20 protein-coding genes are annotated in these 18,834 nt (G+C 42.4%); 8 read left to right on the top strand and 12 right to left on the bottom strand.

Going from position 1 to position 18,834, the window contains the following annotated elements; genetic code table 11:
• Positions 1–43: 43 nt before the first annotated feature.
• Positions 44–928 carry a lysophospholipid acyltransferase family protein gene (locus JWQ85_RS20875; protein ID WP_299471439.1) on the bottom strand — a complete coding sequence of 295 codons (885 nt, stop codon included), beginning with the start codon at positions 926–928 and terminating at the stop codon, positions 44–46.
• Between the two features lie 35 nt (positions 929–963).
• Here JWQ85_RS20875 and JWQ85_RS20880 point away from each other — a divergent pair, with 35 nt between their 5' ends.
• Together JWQ85_RS20880 and corA are read left to right on the top strand one after the other, a co-directional pair.
• The gene (locus tag JWQ85_RS20880) at positions 964–1,575 is read left to right on the top strand and encodes a WbqC family protein (RefSeq protein ID WP_299471441.1); all 612 of its coding nucleotides are present in this window, start codon (positions 964–966) and stop codon (positions 1,573–1,575) included.
• Complete coding sequence (gene corA, locus JWQ85_RS20885; RefSeq protein WP_299471443.1) at positions 1,575–2,696, top strand: magnesium/cobalt transporter CorA; 1,122 nt, start codon at positions 1,575–1,577, stop codon at positions 2,694–2,696. Before JWQ85_RS20880 ends, corA begins: the two co-directional genes overlap by 1 nt.
• Positions 2,697–2,749: 53 nt before the next feature.
• Here corA and JWQ85_RS20890 read toward each other — a convergent pair whose 3' ends face one another.
• From JWQ85_RS20890 to JWQ85_RS20910, 5 genes are all read right to left on the bottom strand, one after another.
• Positions 2,750–3,910: an acyltransferase gene (locus tag JWQ85_RS20890; protein ID WP_299471445.1), complete on the bottom strand. Its 1,161-nt coding sequence runs from the start codon at positions 3,908–3,910 to the stop codon at positions 2,750–2,752.
• Positions 3,911–4,040: 130 nt separating this feature from the next.
• Positions 4,041–5,693, bottom strand: coding sequence for a rhomboid family intramembrane serine protease (locus tag JWQ85_RS20895; protein WP_299471447.1), 1,653 nt, complete (start codon positions 5,691–5,693; stop codon positions 4,041–4,043).
• 111 nt (positions 5,694–5,804) lie between these two features.
• Positions 5,805–6,458, bottom strand: coding sequence for a peptide-methionine (S)-S-oxide reductase MsrA (gene msrA / locus JWQ85_RS20900; protein ID WP_299471449.1), 654 nt, complete (start codon positions 6,456–6,458; stop codon positions 5,805–5,807).
• A 187-nt stretch (positions 6,459–6,645) separates the two neighbouring features.
• Entirely contained in the window at positions 6,646–6,885 is a 240-nt protein-coding gene (locus JWQ85_RS20905; protein ID WP_299471451.1) for a DUF3820 family protein, read from the bottom strand.
• A gap of 25 nt (positions 6,886–6,910) precedes the next feature.
• Positions 6,911–7,837 (bottom strand): MBL fold metallo-hydrolase, encoded by a 927-nt coding sequence (locus tag JWQ85_RS20910; RefSeq protein WP_299471453.1) that lies wholly within the window; start codon positions 7,835–7,837, stop codon positions 6,911–6,913.
• Between the two features lie 317 nt (positions 7,838–8,154).
• Here JWQ85_RS20910 and JWQ85_RS20915 point away from each other — a divergent pair, with 317 nt between their 5' ends.
• Both JWQ85_RS20915 and JWQ85_RS20920 read left to right on the top strand, forming a co-directional pair.
• Positions 8,155–8,379 carry a hypothetical protein gene (locus tag JWQ85_RS20915; RefSeq protein ID WP_299471455.1) on the top strand — a complete coding sequence of 75 codons (225 nt, stop codon included), beginning with the start codon at positions 8,155–8,157 and terminating at the stop codon, positions 8,377–8,379.
• 12 nt (positions 8,380–8,391) lie between these two features.
• Complete coding sequence (locus tag JWQ85_RS20920) at positions 8,392–9,339, top strand: aldo/keto reductase (RefSeq protein WP_299471457.1); 948 nt, start codon at positions 8,392–8,394, stop codon at positions 9,337–9,339.
• A 76-nt stretch (positions 9,340–9,415) separates the two neighbouring features.
• On the opposite strand, the gene JWQ85_RS20925 is transcribed toward JWQ85_RS20920, so the two are convergent.
• Positions 9,416–10,210, bottom strand: coding sequence for a hypothetical protein (locus JWQ85_RS20925; protein ID WP_299471459.1), 795 nt, complete (start codon positions 10,208–10,210; stop codon positions 9,416–9,418).
• A gap of 316 nt (positions 10,211–10,526) precedes the next feature.
• On the opposite strand from JWQ85_RS20925, the gene JWQ85_RS20930 reads away from it, so the two are divergent.
• Positions 10,527–11,840 carry a PQQ-dependent sugar dehydrogenase gene (locus tag JWQ85_RS20930; protein WP_299471461.1) on the top strand — a complete coding sequence of 438 codons (1,314 nt, stop codon included), beginning with the start codon at positions 10,527–10,529 and terminating at the stop codon, positions 11,838–11,840.
• Between the two features lie 52 nt (positions 11,841–11,892).
• Here JWQ85_RS20930 and JWQ85_RS20935 read toward each other — a convergent pair whose 3' ends face one another.
• From JWQ85_RS20935 to JWQ85_RS20955, 5 genes are all read right to left on the bottom strand, one after another.
• Complete coding sequence (locus JWQ85_RS20935; RefSeq protein ID WP_299471463.1) at positions 11,893–12,414, bottom strand: hypothetical protein; 522 nt, start codon at positions 12,412–12,414, stop codon at positions 11,893–11,895.
• Between the two features lie 509 nt (positions 12,415–12,923).
• Complete coding sequence (locus JWQ85_RS20940; RefSeq protein ID WP_299471465.1) at positions 12,924–13,172, bottom strand: hypothetical protein; 249 nt, start codon at positions 13,170–13,172, stop codon at positions 12,924–12,926.
• Between the two features lie 34 nt (positions 13,173–13,206).
• On the bottom strand, positions 13,207–13,956 hold the full coding sequence (locus tag JWQ85_RS20945) for an ABC transporter ATP-binding protein (protein ID WP_299471467.1): 750 nt from the start codon (positions 13,954–13,956) through the stop codon (positions 13,207–13,209).
• Positions 13,953–14,819: an ABC transporter permease gene (locus JWQ85_RS20950; protein WP_299471469.1), complete on the bottom strand. Its 867-nt coding sequence runs from the start codon at positions 14,817–14,819 to the stop codon at positions 13,953–13,955. Before JWQ85_RS20950 ends, JWQ85_RS20945 begins: the two co-directional genes overlap by 4 nt.
• On the bottom strand, positions 14,819–15,790 hold the full coding sequence (locus JWQ85_RS20955) for an ABC transporter substrate-binding protein (protein ID WP_299471471.1): 972 nt from the start codon (positions 15,788–15,790) through the stop codon (positions 14,819–14,821). Before JWQ85_RS20955 ends, JWQ85_RS20950 begins: the two co-directional genes overlap by 1 nt.
• Positions 15,791–15,981: 191 nt before the next feature.
• On the opposite strand from JWQ85_RS20955, the gene JWQ85_RS20960 reads away from it, so the two are divergent.
• The 3 genes from JWQ85_RS20960 to JWQ85_RS20970 are packed head-to-tail and all read left to right on the top strand — an operon-like array spanning position 15,982 to position 18,788.
• Positions 15,982–17,127, top strand: a complete 1,146-nt coding sequence (locus tag JWQ85_RS20960; protein ID WP_299471473.1) for a methionine aminotransferase — start codon at positions 15,982–15,984, stop codon at positions 17,125–17,127.
• A 57-nt stretch (positions 17,128–17,184) separates the two neighbouring features.
• Positions 17,185–17,964, top strand: a complete 780-nt coding sequence (locus tag JWQ85_RS20965) for an amidohydrolase (RefSeq protein ID WP_299471475.1) — start codon at positions 17,185–17,187, stop codon at positions 17,962–17,964.
• Between the two features lie 8 nt (positions 17,965–17,972).
• Positions 17,973–18,788 carry a hypothetical protein gene (locus JWQ85_RS20970; protein ID WP_299471477.1) on the top strand — a complete coding sequence of 272 codons (816 nt, stop codon included), beginning with the start codon at positions 17,973–17,975 and terminating at the stop codon, positions 18,786–18,788.
• The last annotated feature ends 46 nt before the right edge of the window (positions 18,789–18,834 follow it).

Genomic DNA, 18,834 nt, shown 5'->3' on the forward strand with positions numbered 1-18,834 from the left:
CCGTTCCAGTTTAATATTACTACGGCAACTTTAGGTGTGTTCATCATTTGTTTATATCCTCCGGTCTGTATTTCCACCTGCGGTGGCTCCACAGCCAATATTGAGGTTTTTCTTGTATTAGTTTTTCAAGGTAGCGTACATGCGCCTCGGTAATTTCGTGGTCGGTAGTTTGTTTGGGCTGCTCAATTAAGGGCACCAGTGTGTAGGTGTAATAACCACGGCTAACCCTATCTATCCGGTAAAATATCACTACAGCATCAATCAATTTAGCCAACTTTTCTATCCCCAGAAACACAGCTGTTGGCTGGTTTAAAAAATTGGTGAAATAATTTATCTCGTGCATATTTGGTGTTTGATCGCTCACCAGTACACTAAAGGTAAGGTCGTTCTTAAAGGCGATCATGGTGCGCAGGGTTTGTTTCATGGCAACCAGTATGGCCCCAAAGCGTGCCCGCACCCGGTTAAACATATCATTGAACACTTCGTTGGTTTGCGGCTTGTAAACTATAATGCGTTTCTCATTGGTTAATAAGCCAAAGGCAAGCGCCGCCATTTCCCAGTTGCAATAGTGCCCGGCCGCCGCGATAATGCTTCGGCCCTGTTTAAAGTAATGGTTTACCAGTTCGGGGTTTGTTGGCTTCATGCGTTTGCGTAACGATTTCTCTGATACGGTGATCATCTTAATAGTTTCAACCATCAAATCGGCCATATAACGATAATATCTGCGCTCAATTTTATTACGTTCAGCCTCTGTCCGCTCCGGGAAAGAGTTCTTCAGGTTGATGTTAACCACATCGCGCCGGTAGCGGATAACGTAGTACAAAATCAGGAAGATAGCATCGGCTACGCCGTATAAAAACCAAAACGGCAATAGCGATACCAGGTACAAAAAAAATATACCCGTATTTAAAGCCGCTTTTCTTAACATTTTTACCAATTTTGCCACAAACATAAAAAATATATATGATTGAGAACGGTGCTGTTTTACCTATGTTTTACCTTCCGCCGGTTGAGTATTTCACAAAGCTGATCACTTTTAAGCCGGATGTGGTATTTGAAAAGGAGGAACATTTCCCTAAACAAACCTATCGTAACAGGGCGAACATATACTCGCCCGATGGCAGGCAAACGCTTACTGTACCCATTATAAAAGGCTCAAAAAACCACACCAAAACAAAGGATGTGAAAATAAGCTACGATTTTAGATGGCAGCGTTCGCATTGGATGGGTCTGCAAACCTGTTACCGCAGCTCGGCTTATTTTGAATATTACGAAGATGATTTTGCACCGTTCTACGAAAAGCAAACTACTTTTTTGTTTGATTATAACCAGCAACTGCTTGAATTATTGCTGCGCTTGCTAAAAATAAAGATGGAGCTGAAGTTTACCGATACGTACGAAGCCACCTACCCCAACCTTACCGACCTGCGTAACGCATTAAACGGTAAAAATGCACCCGATATTGAACAAAAGCCCTACTTTCAGGTTTTTGATGAGCGGCAGGGATTTTTGAAGAACCTGAGCATTGTTGATCTATTGTTTAACCAGGGCCCGCAAACTTTAAATTATTTGTAATGGGATATACCAAGCGTGTTCGATATAAAAATCATAAAAGACATATTAACGTGGGGGCACGACCCGGTTCTATCATAATCCCGGATGATGCTTTACCTTCCCGGATAACTATCTACTCCTTTAACCAGCACGACCTGCAGGTGAGCAAGGGTGAGGATATGGAAACCATTACCCGGCAAATTGCCATATGCGCCGACCATACCCACTGGATAAGAGTTAACGGTTTGGGCGATGCACGGTTGATGGAAGACATTGGTACCTTTTTGAGCATTAACCAGTTGGTATTAGAAGATATTGTAAACACCCACCAACGGCCTAAATTTGACGAGTACGATGGTTATGTATTTGGCACCAGCCGTATCATTTATTTTAATAATGAAACCGAACTGGTGAACTGCCAGTTTAGCGGGATTATTAAAGATAATATTGTTATCAGCTTTGAAGAAAGCTATGTGAATTACTTTGAAGCCATAGTTGTTCGCTTAAAAGCAGGTAAAGGGAATATACGCACTGCCGGGCCGGGTTATATTTTTTATACCCTTACCGATACCATACTGGATAACTATTTTGTACTACTATCGCAAATTGGCGATCTGATAGACCAAACAGAAGATAAGCTTTACCAAAGCCCCGATAAAAGCATCATGTTTGATGCGCAGCAACTCAAGCGTACCCTTATCATTATCCGCCGTGCCTGCTGGCCCGAGCGCGATAAAATAAACGATATGATCCGCAGCGAAAGCCCCGAGATAACAAAGGAAACAAAACTGTTTCTGCGCGATGCTTACGACCACTGCATCCAGGCCATGGATATGGTGGAAAGCTACAAAGAGGTTACCACCAGCATTATAGACCTGTACCTGAGCATGGTGAGTAACCGTATGAACGAGATAATGAAAGTGTTGACCATTATCTCGGCGATATTTATTCCGCTAACTTTTATAGCCGGTATCTACGGTATGAATTTTAGCCGTGAAGATACCCATGGCCATGTGATAAAGGATAATATGCCCGAGCTTTATGTACAGCACGGTTATGTGTATGCCCTTGTATGTATGTTCGTGATCGGTGCTATCCAGATATTTATTTTCTGGAAAAAGGGTTGGTTTAGTAAGTTGTAAACGGCCAAAAGCCTCACCCTGCCCTCTCCAAAGGAGGGGGTTCTAAAAGCTTTTTAAGTCCTCTCCTTTGGAGAGGATTTAGGTGAGGCCTCCTGTTTAACCACCCTCGCCAAAAACCTTTTCTTCAAGCGTTCCCTTACCGGCTCATCGTATAGTTTCAAGGCTGCGTAGGCCAGCAGGATAAAGAAGAAGAACAAACCTATAGCCACCACGATAACCGTTTGTGGCGCGGGTTTGGTTTTGATGATCCAGAAGGTATAAATATAGATGAACGGATAATGGGTGATGTATATAGGGTAAGAGATATCGCCCGAAAATTTACAAAGTTTGGCCCACCTGCCGCTGATCTGTCCGCCGGCACCGGCCGCTATCAACAGCGGGAAAGCGATGATGATAGCAGCCGCCTCGTAAAAACCATTCCAGCTATACCATGGGAAAAAGAACAGCGCCGCCAGGACAAGTGAGCATAAAGTATATGCCATTGGGATGCGGATCAATTTACCCGTACGGAACAGCAGCAAGCCGGCAAAGAACGGGAACATCATCCGCACCGGCGCCACCCAAATATTGGGATAACCTTCGGCACCGGGCCCGTAAAACCAGTTGGCAATAAAGGCCGATTTTATTTTGGCATAGCCCCATCCCGTACCCAAATCGCCATGGTCTACAGCTACCACCGTAAGCACAATACCGCTGATGAGGACTACCGCCCAAAGGATGGGTTTGGTCATTTTGCGGCCAAATACGGCGTAAATAATATTGGCAATGTATTCCTGTAGTAAGCTCCAGCAAGGCCCGTCTACAGGATGGGTTTCGCTCCAGCCGCGAACATCTATTGGTGTAGGCAGCAAGGTAAAGCCTATCAATGTAACTATAACCAGTTTCCAAACATCAAAGTGCAGGTTATCCTTAAATGGGTCGAACCAAAACGCGATGGCACCTATAATGGTGCCTAAAATAACCAGCGGGTGCAGCCTAACCAGTCTTATCTTTAGGAATTGTTTAATGGTCATGCCCTTTGCCCAGCGGTCGTCATAAGCATAGCCTACCACGAAACCCGACAGCATATAAAAAAAATCTACAGCCAGGTAGCCATGGTGCATGGGGTGTTTAGGCAACTCCGGGAAATAAGCTTCAAACAAATGGAATATAACCACTAAAAGTGCGGCTGTGCCACGCAATCCGTCAAGGATGGGGTAATGAGGTTTAGACATAAAAGGCTTATCAGGTTTAAATTGTTAGGCCTTTAAAGGTAATGGATGAGATTGGCATGTGCAAATGTGCTCTCCACCACGTCCTTGCGAGGTACGAAGCAATCTCAGAACCGTGCTTAAACGTTTTGCATCAATCCACAAGCGGGACGCTTGTAGTAGCGGGCGGAGCATTTGTAGGAACTTCTGCTGTAACTTTGCTTCTTTTTACATACTTACGTTTAGGCTTTTGCTCGGGCATGAAAAAAGAAAATACAAATCCTAATACTACTCCGGTTATCAACCCACCTACGTGCGCTGCATTATCTATGTTACCGGTTAGGCCTACCAATAAATTTAGCCCTATAAAAATCAAGCTGGCAATCAATATACCTTTTGAGGCTCTTACTCCTGCTTTATTTGCTAAATATAGCGCTAAATAAACACCATACAGGCCAAAAATGGCTCCCGAAGCCCCAACGCCAATTGAGTTAGGATGCCATAATAAACTTGATAAACTTCCGCCGATGCCACACAGAAGATAAATGGACACAAATTGAATTTTAGTGAACTTTTCTTCTAAAATTAATGATATTAAAAAAAGCCCATAAATGTTGCCTAACAAATGCATCAGCCCGCCATGCAAAAATGTACAGGTAACTAAGCGCCACCATTCGCCATTTGCTACCGCCGGACCATGGTTGGCACCCCATTTTAAAAGATCGTCACTGTCAAACGACACAAATCCGAAACCTGCCAGTACCATGGCAGTAAATATGATGATGTTTAAGATAAGTATCCACATAGTTATCAGACCTGGATTAGTGGCTGAAAACAATCCTCCAACAAAATTCATATAACTGAAATTATTTTTGTTGTCAGAAACTCCGAAAGCGCTTAATCGTTTATCATCAAGTTTTGGAATAATTGTCATTATCAATATAATAGCTGCACCTATACCAAACGAGCCAAACAGCCACAATAGCTTATCACCCGTTCTCGATTCAAATGGCTCGTGTTGTGCCTCTAAAATTAACTGAGGCTCCGGTTTATCAATTGCTTTTATGAAGCCCTGTCGTTTTTTGTTATTTCCGGCCCTTTCCAGATAGGTAAAGTCGTTTAAGTTATCTGTTTCAATTTTTTTATCTATTTCATTAACAAAATCTTTAAATCGCGACTCTTTCGCTTCGCTACTCAAATGATTACTGACACTTCGCTTGTACTCGATACCCAACCATGCTTTCGGACTTAGCGTATCAACAGCAAAACGAGTATTTGCTTGCGGGCTATTTACTATTGGTGAAGAAAAAATTGGACATACAACATCAATGTAGAATTCAAAAGTCTCATTGTTTTTTCCGGTAGTTTCAAACCGGAAATGTGTCTTAAGATTTTGTTTCGCTACGTAAGCATTTTTTAAAGTATAATATTTAGTTGCAGGTTTTTGGTTGATTGAATCAATACTTGTTAAAGCTGTTAACTTGCCGGTAGCAACCGATAAATATTTTTGAGCAATAATTGTTGGAAGTGTTATAGCTGCCGCGGCGACAAAACAGTACAAAAATGGCCGGTCCCCTTTTTTAGATTTTAGATTTAATAATTTAATTCGCGGATATAACACAAATAATATCGACAGGATAACTATCCCAGCGGGTATCCATATATCTACAACTTCATCGTTTAGTGAGATAATTTCAAACTGAATTACAAGGAGCCAGTTTAAAAGTGTGTAACCAAAAATAATGGAGAGACTAAGAATTATATATGGTATAAAAATAAGTCGGATTTTAGTTAGTAGTTGAGTCATGTGATAAGTAAGGGAATAAAAATAATTATTTTTTATTCCCTTACACCCATAGTTACATTATTTTTTGACAAACCCTCTCCTTTGGAGAGGGAGGAAATTTAGGTGAGGCCCTTACTTCTGAAACTCCGGCTTCAGCTCGGCTTTCATCGCCTTGCGAAACTTCATTACTTTAGGTACAGATACGCTGCTGATGTAGGCGCTACCGCCATGGGTGCGGTAATAGTCCTGATGATAGTTTTCGGCCGCGTAAAAGGCTTTAAAAGGTACTACCTGCGTAACTATGGGGTTGCTATAATGCTTTGTATCGTTCACTTTTTTAATAACGCTTATCAAGGTATTCTTCTCCGCATCGTTACGGTAAAAAGCTATCGAACGGTAGTCGGTACCCACATCCGGGCCCTGGCGGTTAAGCGTAGTTGGGTCGTGCGCGAAAAAGAAAGCTTCGGTCAACGTAGCAAAGCTGATCACTTTGGGATCATAGTATACCTGGGTAACCTCGGCATGGTTGGTGTTCTGTTCGCCTACGTCAGAATAGGATGGGTTTTTAGTGTTACCACCTGCATAGCCCGATACCACTTTGTTTACCCCCTGCAATTCGCTCAGGGCCTCGCTCATGCTCCAGAAACAGCCACCACCAAATGTGGCTACGGCCTCGCCAGCGGCAGGCTTTGGTATGGGTGCAAAATCATTACGGTTTTTGGTTTGCCCGTTGGCACAGCCGGTAAAAATTAGTATGGTTACAAAATATAACAGAATGCGTTTCATAATTATATCAATTTATTTAATACAATTTACGCAAAGTATAGCAAGGCGGATGAGCTGTTTAGTCATGCGTGGGTAAGTTTACTTACCCGGTCATTTCTTCGCTTCACCCTCTTTGCGAAGCAGAGAGGGGCGCCAGCGCAACGGGGTAATTTACCATGAACCATTCTCCCATGAACTATAGGCCTGCTTAATACCTGCCGTACTTAAATTTTATCTGCCTTAGTATCTGGTCTACGCCATTGGTTTTTATTTCATACACGGTGTTCAGCATCATACCCAGCTTACCCGGTGGGAAACCTTTTTTATACATCCACTCCAGGTAGCTCACCGGCATGTCGCATATCAGGGTGTCTTTATGCTTGCCAAAGGGCATGCGGGTATTTACAATGTCAATTAAAACCTGGGGATCGGGTACTATATTTTCCACGGTGTAAATGTAGAATAATATTGGCTTAAGCCCACATCTTACCGGCCTTGCGTACCAATAAAAAACTTAAAACAGTGGCTGTAATGGCAATAGCGGCTGTTCGTTTCAGGGTGCCTTTGTATGGTGGTATATAACGTACACCGTTTTCATCAGAGATGGCGCCATGCCCAACATACCTCCCGCTTTGGGGTACGGCAATACGCTCAAACCTGTTTGCCAGAAAGTTAAGCGCGGTAGATAATTCCTTGCCCCGCATAACAACACCATGCCCTGTTGCCGCGATGCGGGGCTGCAAGGCCGCCAGTTTGCGCACCGATTTTGCCGCCGCTATCCAGTCGGTAGTAATATACCTTGGCGGGCCGCTTACCTTTTTCCGGTAGGTAAACATATGAAAAGCCGATTCGGCCTGCGTGGTGGTAAATGCGTCGCCGGCTATCAGCGTAGTATTCAGGGGCAGGTATAGCGATATATGCCCCGGCGTATGCCCGGGTGTGTGAATAATCTTCCATTCCGGCAGCTCGGGGATGCCATCTAACATATCAATCTCGCGTATGTTCCTGCGAATATTTATTGGGCTGGTTGGCCAGATCCACGATATTAAACTCATAAAGCCACCACCCACTTCAGGGTCGGCAGGCGGATAGGATGATTTGCCGGTTAAGTATGGCAGTTCCAGCTTATGGGCATAAACGGGTACATTCCAGTATTTCAACAGTTCGGGCAAGGAACCGGCATGGTCAAAATGGCCATGGGTAAGTACAATAGCGCTTGGCCTTGTACCGGGTCCAAACAATGCTTCGGCCATGGCAATTATCTTTTTAGCAGAACCCTTTAGCCCGGTATCAACCAAAACCCAACCTTTACCAATGCCACGGCGATTGGCAATCATGTATATGTTCACAACCAAAAGCCGCATACCCCATACACCCTGTGCCACCTGGAAATATTTCATATTCATTATTTAAGTTAAATTTAATTGGTTGTAAGTTTAACAGCTATGTAGTGCCAATAGTTTTGGGGCAAGTTTAATTAGTGAATTGATCAGGGCGTTGCCTTCGGCCAGGCTTTACGCTCATACGCGCACAGGGCATTAGTCACAGGCCGGTATCCGCTTCACTCCTTAACGCAATTTTTTGACGGCCAATTTCGTTTATATATTGATCTGATTCCACAGGAGAACCTATAAAATCTGCCATCCCCAACCTCCTAATAATAACCAGGCCAAACACAAATAGCATCCCCTTGTTAAAATTGCAAACAACTTATATTATGGAACAACAATTTGAAGCGGTACTTACCGGATCTGACACGCCTGTTAACGGAATAGTTACACGGAAAAGTAACGGAATTTACGAATTTAGCGCGCTGGATGAAAGCCTGCAATTAACCATTGCCCGCAACGAACATGGCCACTGGGAACGTATTGCCGGGTCAGAACCGTATTTTTCGGGCTGGGTTGACGAGTTGGCAGAGCAGATACAAACAACGATTTAATTATTCAATAACATGGAAAAGCGTGAATTAGGCAAGTCGGGCATTATGGTGCAACCCTTTTGCTTTGGTGGTAATGTGTTTGGGTGGACAGCCGACCAGAAAACCTCCTTTACCCTGCTGGATGCCTTAGTTGACGCCGGGTTCGATTTTGTAGACACGGCAGACGTGTACGCGCGCTGGGTGCCGGGCAATAAAGGCGGCGAATCTGAAACTATTATAGGCAACTGGTTTAAACAAAGCGGTAAACGCGATAAGATAATACTGGCTACCAAAGTAGGTAAAGCAATGGATGGCAAACAAGGCCTTTCTAAAGCTTATATCACCGAGGCGGTAGAAGCATCGTTACGCAGGTTACAAACGGACTATATTGACCTGTACCTGGCACACGAAGATGATACCAATACGCCTTTAACCGAAACGCTGGAAACTTTTAATGATCTGATAAAACAAGGGAAAGTACGTGCTATTGGCGCGTCAAACTATAGTGCCGAAAGGTTTCGCGAAGCTTTACAGGTAAGCAAAAACAATGGCTTAGCTCGTTATGAAACCCTGCAACCCGAGTATAATCTATACAACCGCGAAGATTACGAAAGGCATTATGAATCTCTCTGCCGCGAAAGCAAGATTGGCGTTATTACCTATTATTCTTTAGCCAGTGGTTTTCTTACCGGTAAATATCGCTCAGAGGCTGATCTTGATAAAAGCAAACGTGGCGGTGGAATAAAAAAATACCTGAACGGCCGTGGTTATAAAATATTAAGTGCTTTAGATAAAGTAGCCGGCGAATACAAAACTACACCTGCAAGCGTCGCATTGGCGTGGATAATGGCAAGGCCTGGCATTACTGCCCCTATTGCCAGCGCTACCAGCATACAGCAATTAAATGACCTTACAAAAGCCGCCCAGCTAAACTTAAGTGGCGAAGCCATTGAACTGTTAACTACAGCCAGCATTTACTAAGCCGGATTTTAAGTAAAAGTAAAAAGCCATCACGCTTACAGCGGATGGCTTTTATTATATATGTTGGGAGATAATTTTAGAACCTTCCCGGGCGATGTGAACCACCCTGGCCGCCTCTGTTTTGAGCAAATTGACTGTTGTTATCACCACCTCCACGATTCCTGTCGCGGCCACCACCGTTGTTTGATGGGCGGCTATCACCTCTGTTATCGTTTCTGTTTGGTTGTGATGGTTGTCCCCATCCACCCCGATTACCACGGTCTCCGTTTCGGTCGTTACGGTTTGGTTGTGATGATCTATCCCATCCGCCCTGGTTGCCCCTGTCGCGGTTTGGCTGGTTAAAACCACCATTTGGCCTTTCAAATCTGTTATTTCCTTTATTCCAGTCGTTACGGTTGTTGTTATCCCTGCGGTTCCAATCGTTCCGATTGTTATTACGTCTGTCGGTATAATTATTATCCCTGCGGTTCCAGTCGCCACGGTTAAAGCTGCCACCCCATTTACTGCGGTATTGGTCGTGACGCATATATGGGCGTCGTCCCCTTACCTCAAACCTGCGGGCAGTGCGCCAGTCATAGTTGCGGTATGCGCCCGGTAAATATGCTGCAGATACCCAGCTCCCACCATCCTGGTAATAATAGCAATGGCGTGGTATGCTATAGTAAGCTTCAACTTCGGGCAGGTAATAGTAATCGTCGCTGTCGTCAAACTCATCATTATCATAAACCATAACGGGTTGCGGCGGCGGGGCTGGTACATACACCCGGCGTGCAGGTATGTTAAAACCTATATGTACTGATACTTGCGCCTGGGCACTATTGTAAACCAAGCTCCCGAATAATATTGCTGATAGTATAACTGACTTTCTCATATCCTTAAAATTTATACATCTATGACGATAGCTATAAAGGATAGTTTAATATCGTTTAGTAATAATATTTGTCAGCATGTTAAAGTTGGAATATTGTATTGTATCTATTTGATATAACAGGATATAGTATTGAGTTATGTATGCGGAGATTTAATCCGCAAAAAAAGCAACAAGCTTATTTACCATATGTCACCATATTTCTACAAAACAGATTTCGATATTTACTGTATATTAAGTTAATTTGGTATATCAATATACCTGTTCTAAATCTTTTAGTCTACTTATATCATTTTCTCTATTATAAACACTCACAACAATGAAAAACAGATCGTTCACCTTTTTATTGACAGCCGCACTTGCGGGATCAGTATTATTAAACGCATGTACGGGCAATAACAAAAAAAGCACTGCCGAAAATACTGATAGTTCTAAAACTGCCGGGGTCGCAGCCGCATCTGCCGGGCTAACATTGCCTGAAGGTTTTAATGCCGCAATACTTGCCGAAGACCTTGGTGGTACGCGCCATATAGCCGTTTCGCCGCAGGGCGATATTTTTGTAAAGCTTGGTAAACCCAAAGACGGTAAAGGTATTTTGGTTTTACATGAAAACAATGGTAAAGCCGAAGTTAAAAGCGGGTTTGGCGATTATGACGGTACCGGTATTTATATCAAAAATGGTTACCTATATACTTCATCAAATGAAGATGTGTATCGTTATAAACTGAATGATAAGAACGAAGTAATTGATCCTGCAAAGCGCGAAACAGTTGTTAAAGGCTTACTAAATCGCAATCAGCATGAAGCCAAAGCTATTGTATTGGATGATGCCGGCAACTTATACGTTAATATTGGCGCATACTCTAACTCTTGTCAGGTAAAAGACCGTGAAAAAGGTTCGTTAGGTCAGCCTGGTTGCCCTATTCTTGATTCCGCGGGTGGTATTTGGCAGTTTAAGGCCGATAAGCTAAACCAAACTTATAAAGATGGCGTGCGTTATGCAACCGGCTTGCGCAATGTTGTTGGTATGGACTGGAATAAACAGGACAACCAGCTATTTGTAATGCAACACGGCCGGGATGCTCTGCATGATATATTCCCTGACATGTTTAACACCAAGCAGTCTGCTATTTTACCGGCCGAATGTATGTATGCCATTAAAAAAGGCGACAACGCCGGCTGGCCTTACATTTATTACGACCAGGAACAAGGCAAAAAGATATTGGCGCCCGAGTACGGTGGCGATGGTAAAAAAGATGGAGACCCAACTAATAAATTTATTAACCCGGCAGCGGCATACCCTGGTCACCTTGCCCCTAATGGTTTGTTATTTTATACCGGCGATCAATTCCCTGAGAAATATAAAAACGGTGCTTTCATCGCTTTCCATGGTTCGTGGAACCGCGCACCAGAGCCACAAGCTGGTTACTTTGTAGTGTTTCAACCGTTTAAGGATGGAAAACCTGATGGCAAATGGGAAGTATTTGCTGATGGCTTTTCGGGCTCACCAGAAAATACTGCTAAAGGAAGCGCTGTACGCCGCCCTTGTGGCTTAGCACAAGGCCCGGATGGTTCAATTTATGTTACCGACGATTCAAAAGGAACTATTTATAAGATCAGCTACAAAAAATAGCATACCTATTCACAATAAAAAAGGTGCCTCAAATATTGAGGCACCTTTTTTGTTAACCGATAAGCGTGTATTGATATACAATACCTTGCCGCATTTTAAGTTTTACGCGGCCTATGCTTTCCTCCGTGCTTTCGAGTTGTTCTTTGGCTGTAGCCTCCATATAGGCATTGCGGTAAGCTTCCAGCGCTTTATTCCAGAGTTTGTTTTTTTCGGCATATAAACCCAATAATTCATAAATGGATGATGCATTAACACCCGGTGTATTCAACGCGGCTGCAGCAACCAGGCTAACCTGTTTATCCATTTTTAAAAATACAACCAGGCTCAGGTAATCGAAATAGTTATCAGAGAACAAAGGGTCAATTTCCATGCAGGTTTTAAAATGGTAACCTGCCGTTTGATAATCCTTAAAATCGTAATAATATATCTTCCCGATCTGGAAATGTGCGCGTGCGTATAATGGGTCGTTTGCAATTAACTCGTTAAGTAAGTTCAATGCTTTTGGGGTTTCGCCGTAAGTTAGCTCATCCACAGCCTGTAAATACTTTTCTTCAATAGTATAATATGTGTCCATAAAATTCAAATAAACCTGTGGGCGTAAACCTTTAGGTGTTTGTTCAATAAAAATAAATTGTGTCTCCTGTATAAAGCAGGTGTACTAAGAGAAGAGTTGAATCCTTGATGCATAGCTCTTCTGCAGCGATCCCATAGGTCGCTTAAAGGTATTGCAGATAGAGTTTATTAGTTGCATTGTATTATTATTTGCTGCGAAAGTACGGAATATGTAGGGGATTTCAAAATTGGCATGTCAACTACCTGTCATCCTGAACGATAGTGAATGATCTATCGGTGAACTTTGCCTGACTGATTGAACTTTGCCTGACTGATTTGCATGTCGGCGATTAGATGTTTCACTATCGTTCAGCATGACAAACGGAAATCTTCCGCGTTAGGGATTGCAGCGAATACCGGCCTGTGAATAACGCCTGAGCGCGTATGAGCGTAAAGCCCGGCCGAAGGCAACGCCCTATTACATTAGCAGCGTTATTTCTGAAATGATATATAGAGTTATACGAACAATATTTAAGCTGCTATAGCCTGGTTGCCCTTACCCTTTTCTATCAAATAATTGTTCATTAATTCGCTTTCGGAGATGATAACGCTGAAATCTTCGAACCTAACGCCATTTTCAAAAGCATACAGCGTGTAACCGCGCTTGTTGCCATCATATTGGCCCAGTTCAAATATTTCGTCGTGTTTTTTGGCTTTTATTTTCGCGCCGTTTACCAATTGGTAGGCATCAAATATGTTTTCAAATGTTGTGTTTTTCATAGTACGGATAGCCATGCAATTTCTTTGCCATTATTTATCCGAACCAGCTGTATAGCTCATTTTGATGTAAACTTTGCTTCTCTACACCCGATACATCCTTTAATATCTCACCCTCGCCCATTTGTATAATGCGCGAACCATAATTACCGGCGTCTTTTAAGTTATGCGTAACCAGTATGGCGGTGAGCTGGTATTCTTTGATCAGGCTATCAGCAAGGCGTAACACATTTTCTGCCGATCGTGGGTCCAGAGCTGCCGTTGGTTCATCCAATAAGAGTATTTTGCAGGTATCCATCACACTCATCAGTAAGGTAAGTGCCTGTCTTTGTCCGCCGGAGAGCGTACCGATAGGTTGTTCTGTTTTATCTTCCAAGCCCATCCCTAAAGTGGCTATCCTATCTTTTACAAGGCTTTTAAATTGATCGTTTTTACCAATAGACAAAGTTTTTGCCTGTGTGCGCAAAGCGGCCAATCTAAAGTTGTCAATTATGCTCAGATCTGCAGCGGTGCCCAGTAAAGGGTTTTGAAAGATGCGGGCTATCCATTTGCTGCGTTTATATTCGGGCAGGCGGGTAACATTATTACCGTCGATAGTGATAGAGCCAGAATTTGGCAGGATATTACCCGAAACCAGGTTCAGCAATGTTGTTTTACCAGATCCGTTTGAGCCTACTATTACTACAAACTCCCCTGTTTTAATATCAAGATCAACGTTATTGATGGCTGTTACCTGGTTAGGCTTACCCGTATTAAAGGTTTTATGAATGTTGATTAACTGTATCATGATGCCCTCCCGGTTAAGCGCGGCAAGCCCACGATGAGTAATACAAAAGCCGCTGTTACAAGCTTTAACAGATTAGCATCTACCCCAATATTTAGCGTAAAGGCCAGTACAAACTGGAATATCACTGCCCCTGCCATTACTAAAACCAAACTTAGCCACACAGATGTTATCTGCAGCCAGTTTATGATAGTTTCGGCGATGATCACCGAGCCCAGGCCTACTATTACAATGCCTATCCCCATACTAATATCGGCAAAGCCCTGCAGCTGTACAATAAGGTAACCACTTAGTGCTGTTAGGGCATTTGCAATGGCCAGGCCGGTAATTTTCATACGGTCGGTATTCACACCTAAGGCACGTACCATAGGTTCGCTATTGCCGGTGGCACGCATGGCAATACCAAAATCTGTTTTAAGCAGGTAGCCAATAATAAGCGTCACTATTAAAACAAAGCCGATAAGTATGATGAGTGAGTTTTGATTAACATTAGTAATTAAATTAACAACCGAAAATAAGGTTGGCATATTCAACAATGGCAAATTAGAACGGCCAAGTATGGTAAGGTTTACAGAGTAAAGCGCTGTCATTACCAAAATACCAGCAAGCAGGGCGTTTATTTTTAGTTTGGTATGGATAATACCCGTAAGCGCCCCGGCCAGCGCACCGGCTAAAAGTACTGTTGGTAAAATAATATATCCGGGTTGGTTATGGGTAAGCATTATCCCCGTTACTACCCCGCCAAGTGTATAGCTACCATCGGTAGTAATATCGGGTATGTTAAATATTTTCATGGATATGTAGATACCCAACGCTATACCCGCGAAACATAATCCCTGCAATAAGGCGGTGAGGTAAAAATCCATTATTTTACGGCTTCAAAATCAGCAGGAATATTGATGTTATATTTTTTTGCAGCCGCCGCATTATAAACCCGCTTACGGATCTTCACCATTTCCAGTTTCAACCCATCGGTTTTATGGGTTTTAAGATACTGAGCAGCTTGCAAGCCCGATTGATAGCCCCACTGATAAATATCGGCACCAAAAGCAGCCACAGCGCCACGCTGAACCAGTCCGGCTTCGCTGGTGAATATGGGGATATTTTTTTCGTTACAGCTTTTCAATATGGTTTCAAAGGCAGCGAACACGGTGTTATCCGGATTGGCAAAAAACGCGTCGATATTTTTGTTAAGCAAGGCCTGCGTCACCAGCTGCGCATCGGCAGAAGAATTTAACGGCAGGGCAATCACCTTTACATTTAATTTAACGGCAAGCCCCTGAATCCGTTGTAGAGCATCAGCAGATTGTGGTTCTGATTGATTATAGATCATACCAATGGTTAACTGCGCACCTTTTGGCTTTAATAGTTTGGGGATAATGGCGAAGGATGTATCGATGTAATTCAACTCTTCCATGGTACCAAAAAGGTTGGCCGGGGCTTTACCATTAGCATCTGTCACTTTCATCCTATCGGGCGTTGGTGATACCATCTGGAAAATAGGGATGGTTTTAGTTTTTTGTATGGCGGCAACGGTTGATAGTGTGGTTGAAGTAGCCAGCAGATCTACCTTATCAGATACAAAGTAATTCACTATTTGCGTAAGAGTAGGGATACTCCCCTGTGCGTTGCGGTATTCTATTTTAATGTTCTTTTTTTCTTCGCTAAAGCCGTTCTGCTTTAAAGCATCAATAAAGCCATTTTTTGCTTGCGATATAGTGGCATCTTCAAAAGCATCAATAAAACCTACCACCGGTACATTGTTTTTGGTTGATGACGAGCAGGATGCAATGATGATAGTGAATAGCAGTATAGGTAAGATCCGTAGAAATTTCATAGTACTAAGGTATATAATAGACCCAAAAAAGAAAAACATTAAAACGTAACGTTTTAATAGGGTAACATTACCATCGAGTGTTATAATGCCGACGCTTTTTGGAAGATTTCTGTAAATAAATAAAGAAACAAATTCTCTTTATTGTAAAAATATTGACTGTGTAACGTCTTTTTGGTTAATTTAGCCCCTACATGATACCTGTGATTTCTAAATTACCCCAAACCGGAACTACCATATTCACCACTATGTCGGCACTGGCTGCCGAATGTGGTGCAATAAATCTTTCACAAGGTTTTCCGGATTACTCCTGCTCGCCGCAATTGATAGAATTAGTAAACAAAGCCATGCAAGATGGCCATAATCAATACGCACCAATGGCCGGTATAATGGCCCTGCGCGAGCAAGTGGCCATTAAAACAGAAAAACTATACGGTGCACAATATAACCCGGAAACGGAGATAACGATTACTGCAGGTGGAACGCAAGCCGTGTTTACGGCTATAAGTGCGGTTATACATCCCAATGACGAGGTAATTATTTTTGAACCTGCGTACGATTGCTATGCCCCTGCTATTAAACTGATGGGCGGTGTGGTAAAATCATTAGAACTGGAACCACCAGATTACCGCATTGCCTGGGATATGGTGAAAAGGCTCATCAACAATAAAACAAAGATGATCATTCTTAATTCGCCGCATAACCCAACTGCTACAATTTTGAGCAAGGAAGATATCGACGAGTTAAGCGCACTGGTTAAAAACCAGGATATACTAATATTAAGCGACGAGGTTTATGAACACTTGATTTTTGACGGCCAAGAGCATCATAGTATGGCCCGTTACCCCGAGTTGCAGCAGCGCAGTATGATCGTAGCATCGTTTGGTAAAACATTTCATGCTACAGGTTGGAAAATGGGTTATTGCCTTGCCCCTGCCTATTTAATGCAGGAGTTTAGGAAGATACACCAGTTTTTAGTGTTCAGTGTTAATACCCCCTTACAATATGCTATTGCCGAATATTTAAAGGATGAGAATACTTATCTAAACCTTCCGGCCTTTTTCCAAGATAAGCGCGATCACTTCCGTAAGGGTTTAGAACAAAGCAGGTTTTCTTTGCTTCCATGTTCGGGTTCGTACTTTCAATCGGTAACATATGATGCCATTACTGATGAAAAAGATACTGACTTTGCTATACGCTTAACAAAAGAAATTGGTGTGGCTGCCATACCTGTTTCAGCTTTTTACAGAAAAGGTACCGACAGGCATGTTTTGCGATTTTGTTTTGCCAAAAGGCAAGAAACTTTAGATAAAGCCGTTGATAGATTGATAAAGGTTTAACCTTACAGCAGTTTTTTACGTATAAAATTTTGCCGCACGCTAAAAAAAGCACAGTTTATGGATAATCTGAAAATTACAGTATATCAGGGATATTTATTTTGGGAAAATACCGATAAAAACCTGCAAAACATCTCGTTGCGATTATCCGGCATACGCGAAAAAACCAATCTCATTATCCTGCCAGAAATGTTTAATACCGGCTTCACCATGAATGCCGAAGCATTGGGCGAAACCATGGATGGCAAAACCATGCAATGGATGCAAAAAACCGCGCAAAAGTTTGAGTGTGTGGTAACGGGCAGTATCATTATCAAAGAAAAAGATAAATTCTATAACCGCTTGTTATGGGTTAGGCCAGATGGCACTCATGAGCATTACGATAAACGTCATCTTTTTGCTTTAGGCAAAGAAGATAATGTTTACACCGCCGGCACCAAAAAACTGATAGTAGAATTAAATGGTTGGAAAATTTGCCCGGTTATTTGTTATGATCTGCGTTTCCCGGTTTGGCTGCGTAATGTTGATGAAGATTACGACCTTTTAATGATAGTGGCCAACTGGCCCGAAAAACGCGCCCTGCACTGGCGTACACTTATTCCGGCCCGTGCTGTCGAGAACCAGTCTTATGTTATTGGTGTTAACCGTGTTGGGCACGATGGCAACGAGGTTTACCACTCCGGCGATTCCACCTGTATCGACCCGAACGGCAATGTGGTTTACTACAAACGCGATGAAGAGGACGTTTATACGTTTTCTATTATTGGCGATGAAGTAAAAAAAGCCCGCCGTGCAATGCCTTTTTTAAAGGATGCGGATAGGTTTAAGATCGAGGAATAGATAGTCTGATGAAAATTCGGTATTTATTTATCGTGCTCATCTTTTGCTCTTGCGAAAATCCTCATCATAATAAAGCCCCTCTAAAGAAACCTAAAGTTCAATCCTATCCAAAACAGCACAAAGTTTTAACGGATAGTATTAATGCAACCATAGATTTGGGAGACGAAGCAAGTTTCGATGAGTTACCAAAGCTGAGTTTTGAGAATATTGGGGAGTCGGAATATTTGACTTATAAACAAAACGCTCAAATAAACGACATGGATACTAATCCATCACATTTGGTTTCAACAGATTCCAGCTTTACCCTTTATACATCTAAAGCCAAATTAGTATACAAAAAGCGTAATAAATTTACGCCATCCCGCGATGTATCTACCGTAGAGTATAAAGGATTCATAAATAATTTAAAAGCTTATTTTTTCAATGAAACCAACATTGGAGATGATTTTGAAATAAGTCAGTCGTTTTTAATTGATAGTGTAAATAACATCCGCTATGATTTTATTTCAAGATTTGATGGAGCTACCACTGCTCCTGCTATGTCTGTCAATAAAAAATATTTTTTCTATTATGAAAACGGTATCATGACCGGTAGCGCAGATACAGAAGAGAATAACAGTTTTATTGGTGTTATTGAAATATCAGAGAATGGGCAACCGTACCAGGAATTATCCAGTTTTACCACTACAAAATGGAACATTGAAGATGGTGTTTGGGTAAATAACAATGCAATCGCCTTAAAGCTAAATCAACGTAAATATGTTGACCATAAATGGCTAAATAGCTACAGATATAGGATAGCTACTTTGCCTCTCAATAGATAATATCTAATCCTAAAAACCGCTCATTTTTCCCCTTTCATTTCCATAC

The sequence above is a fragment of the Mucilaginibacter sp. genome (assembly GCF_028288105.1).
Classification (GTDB): Bacteria; Bacteroidota; Bacteroidia; order Sphingobacteriales; family Sphingobacteriaceae; genus Mucilaginibacter.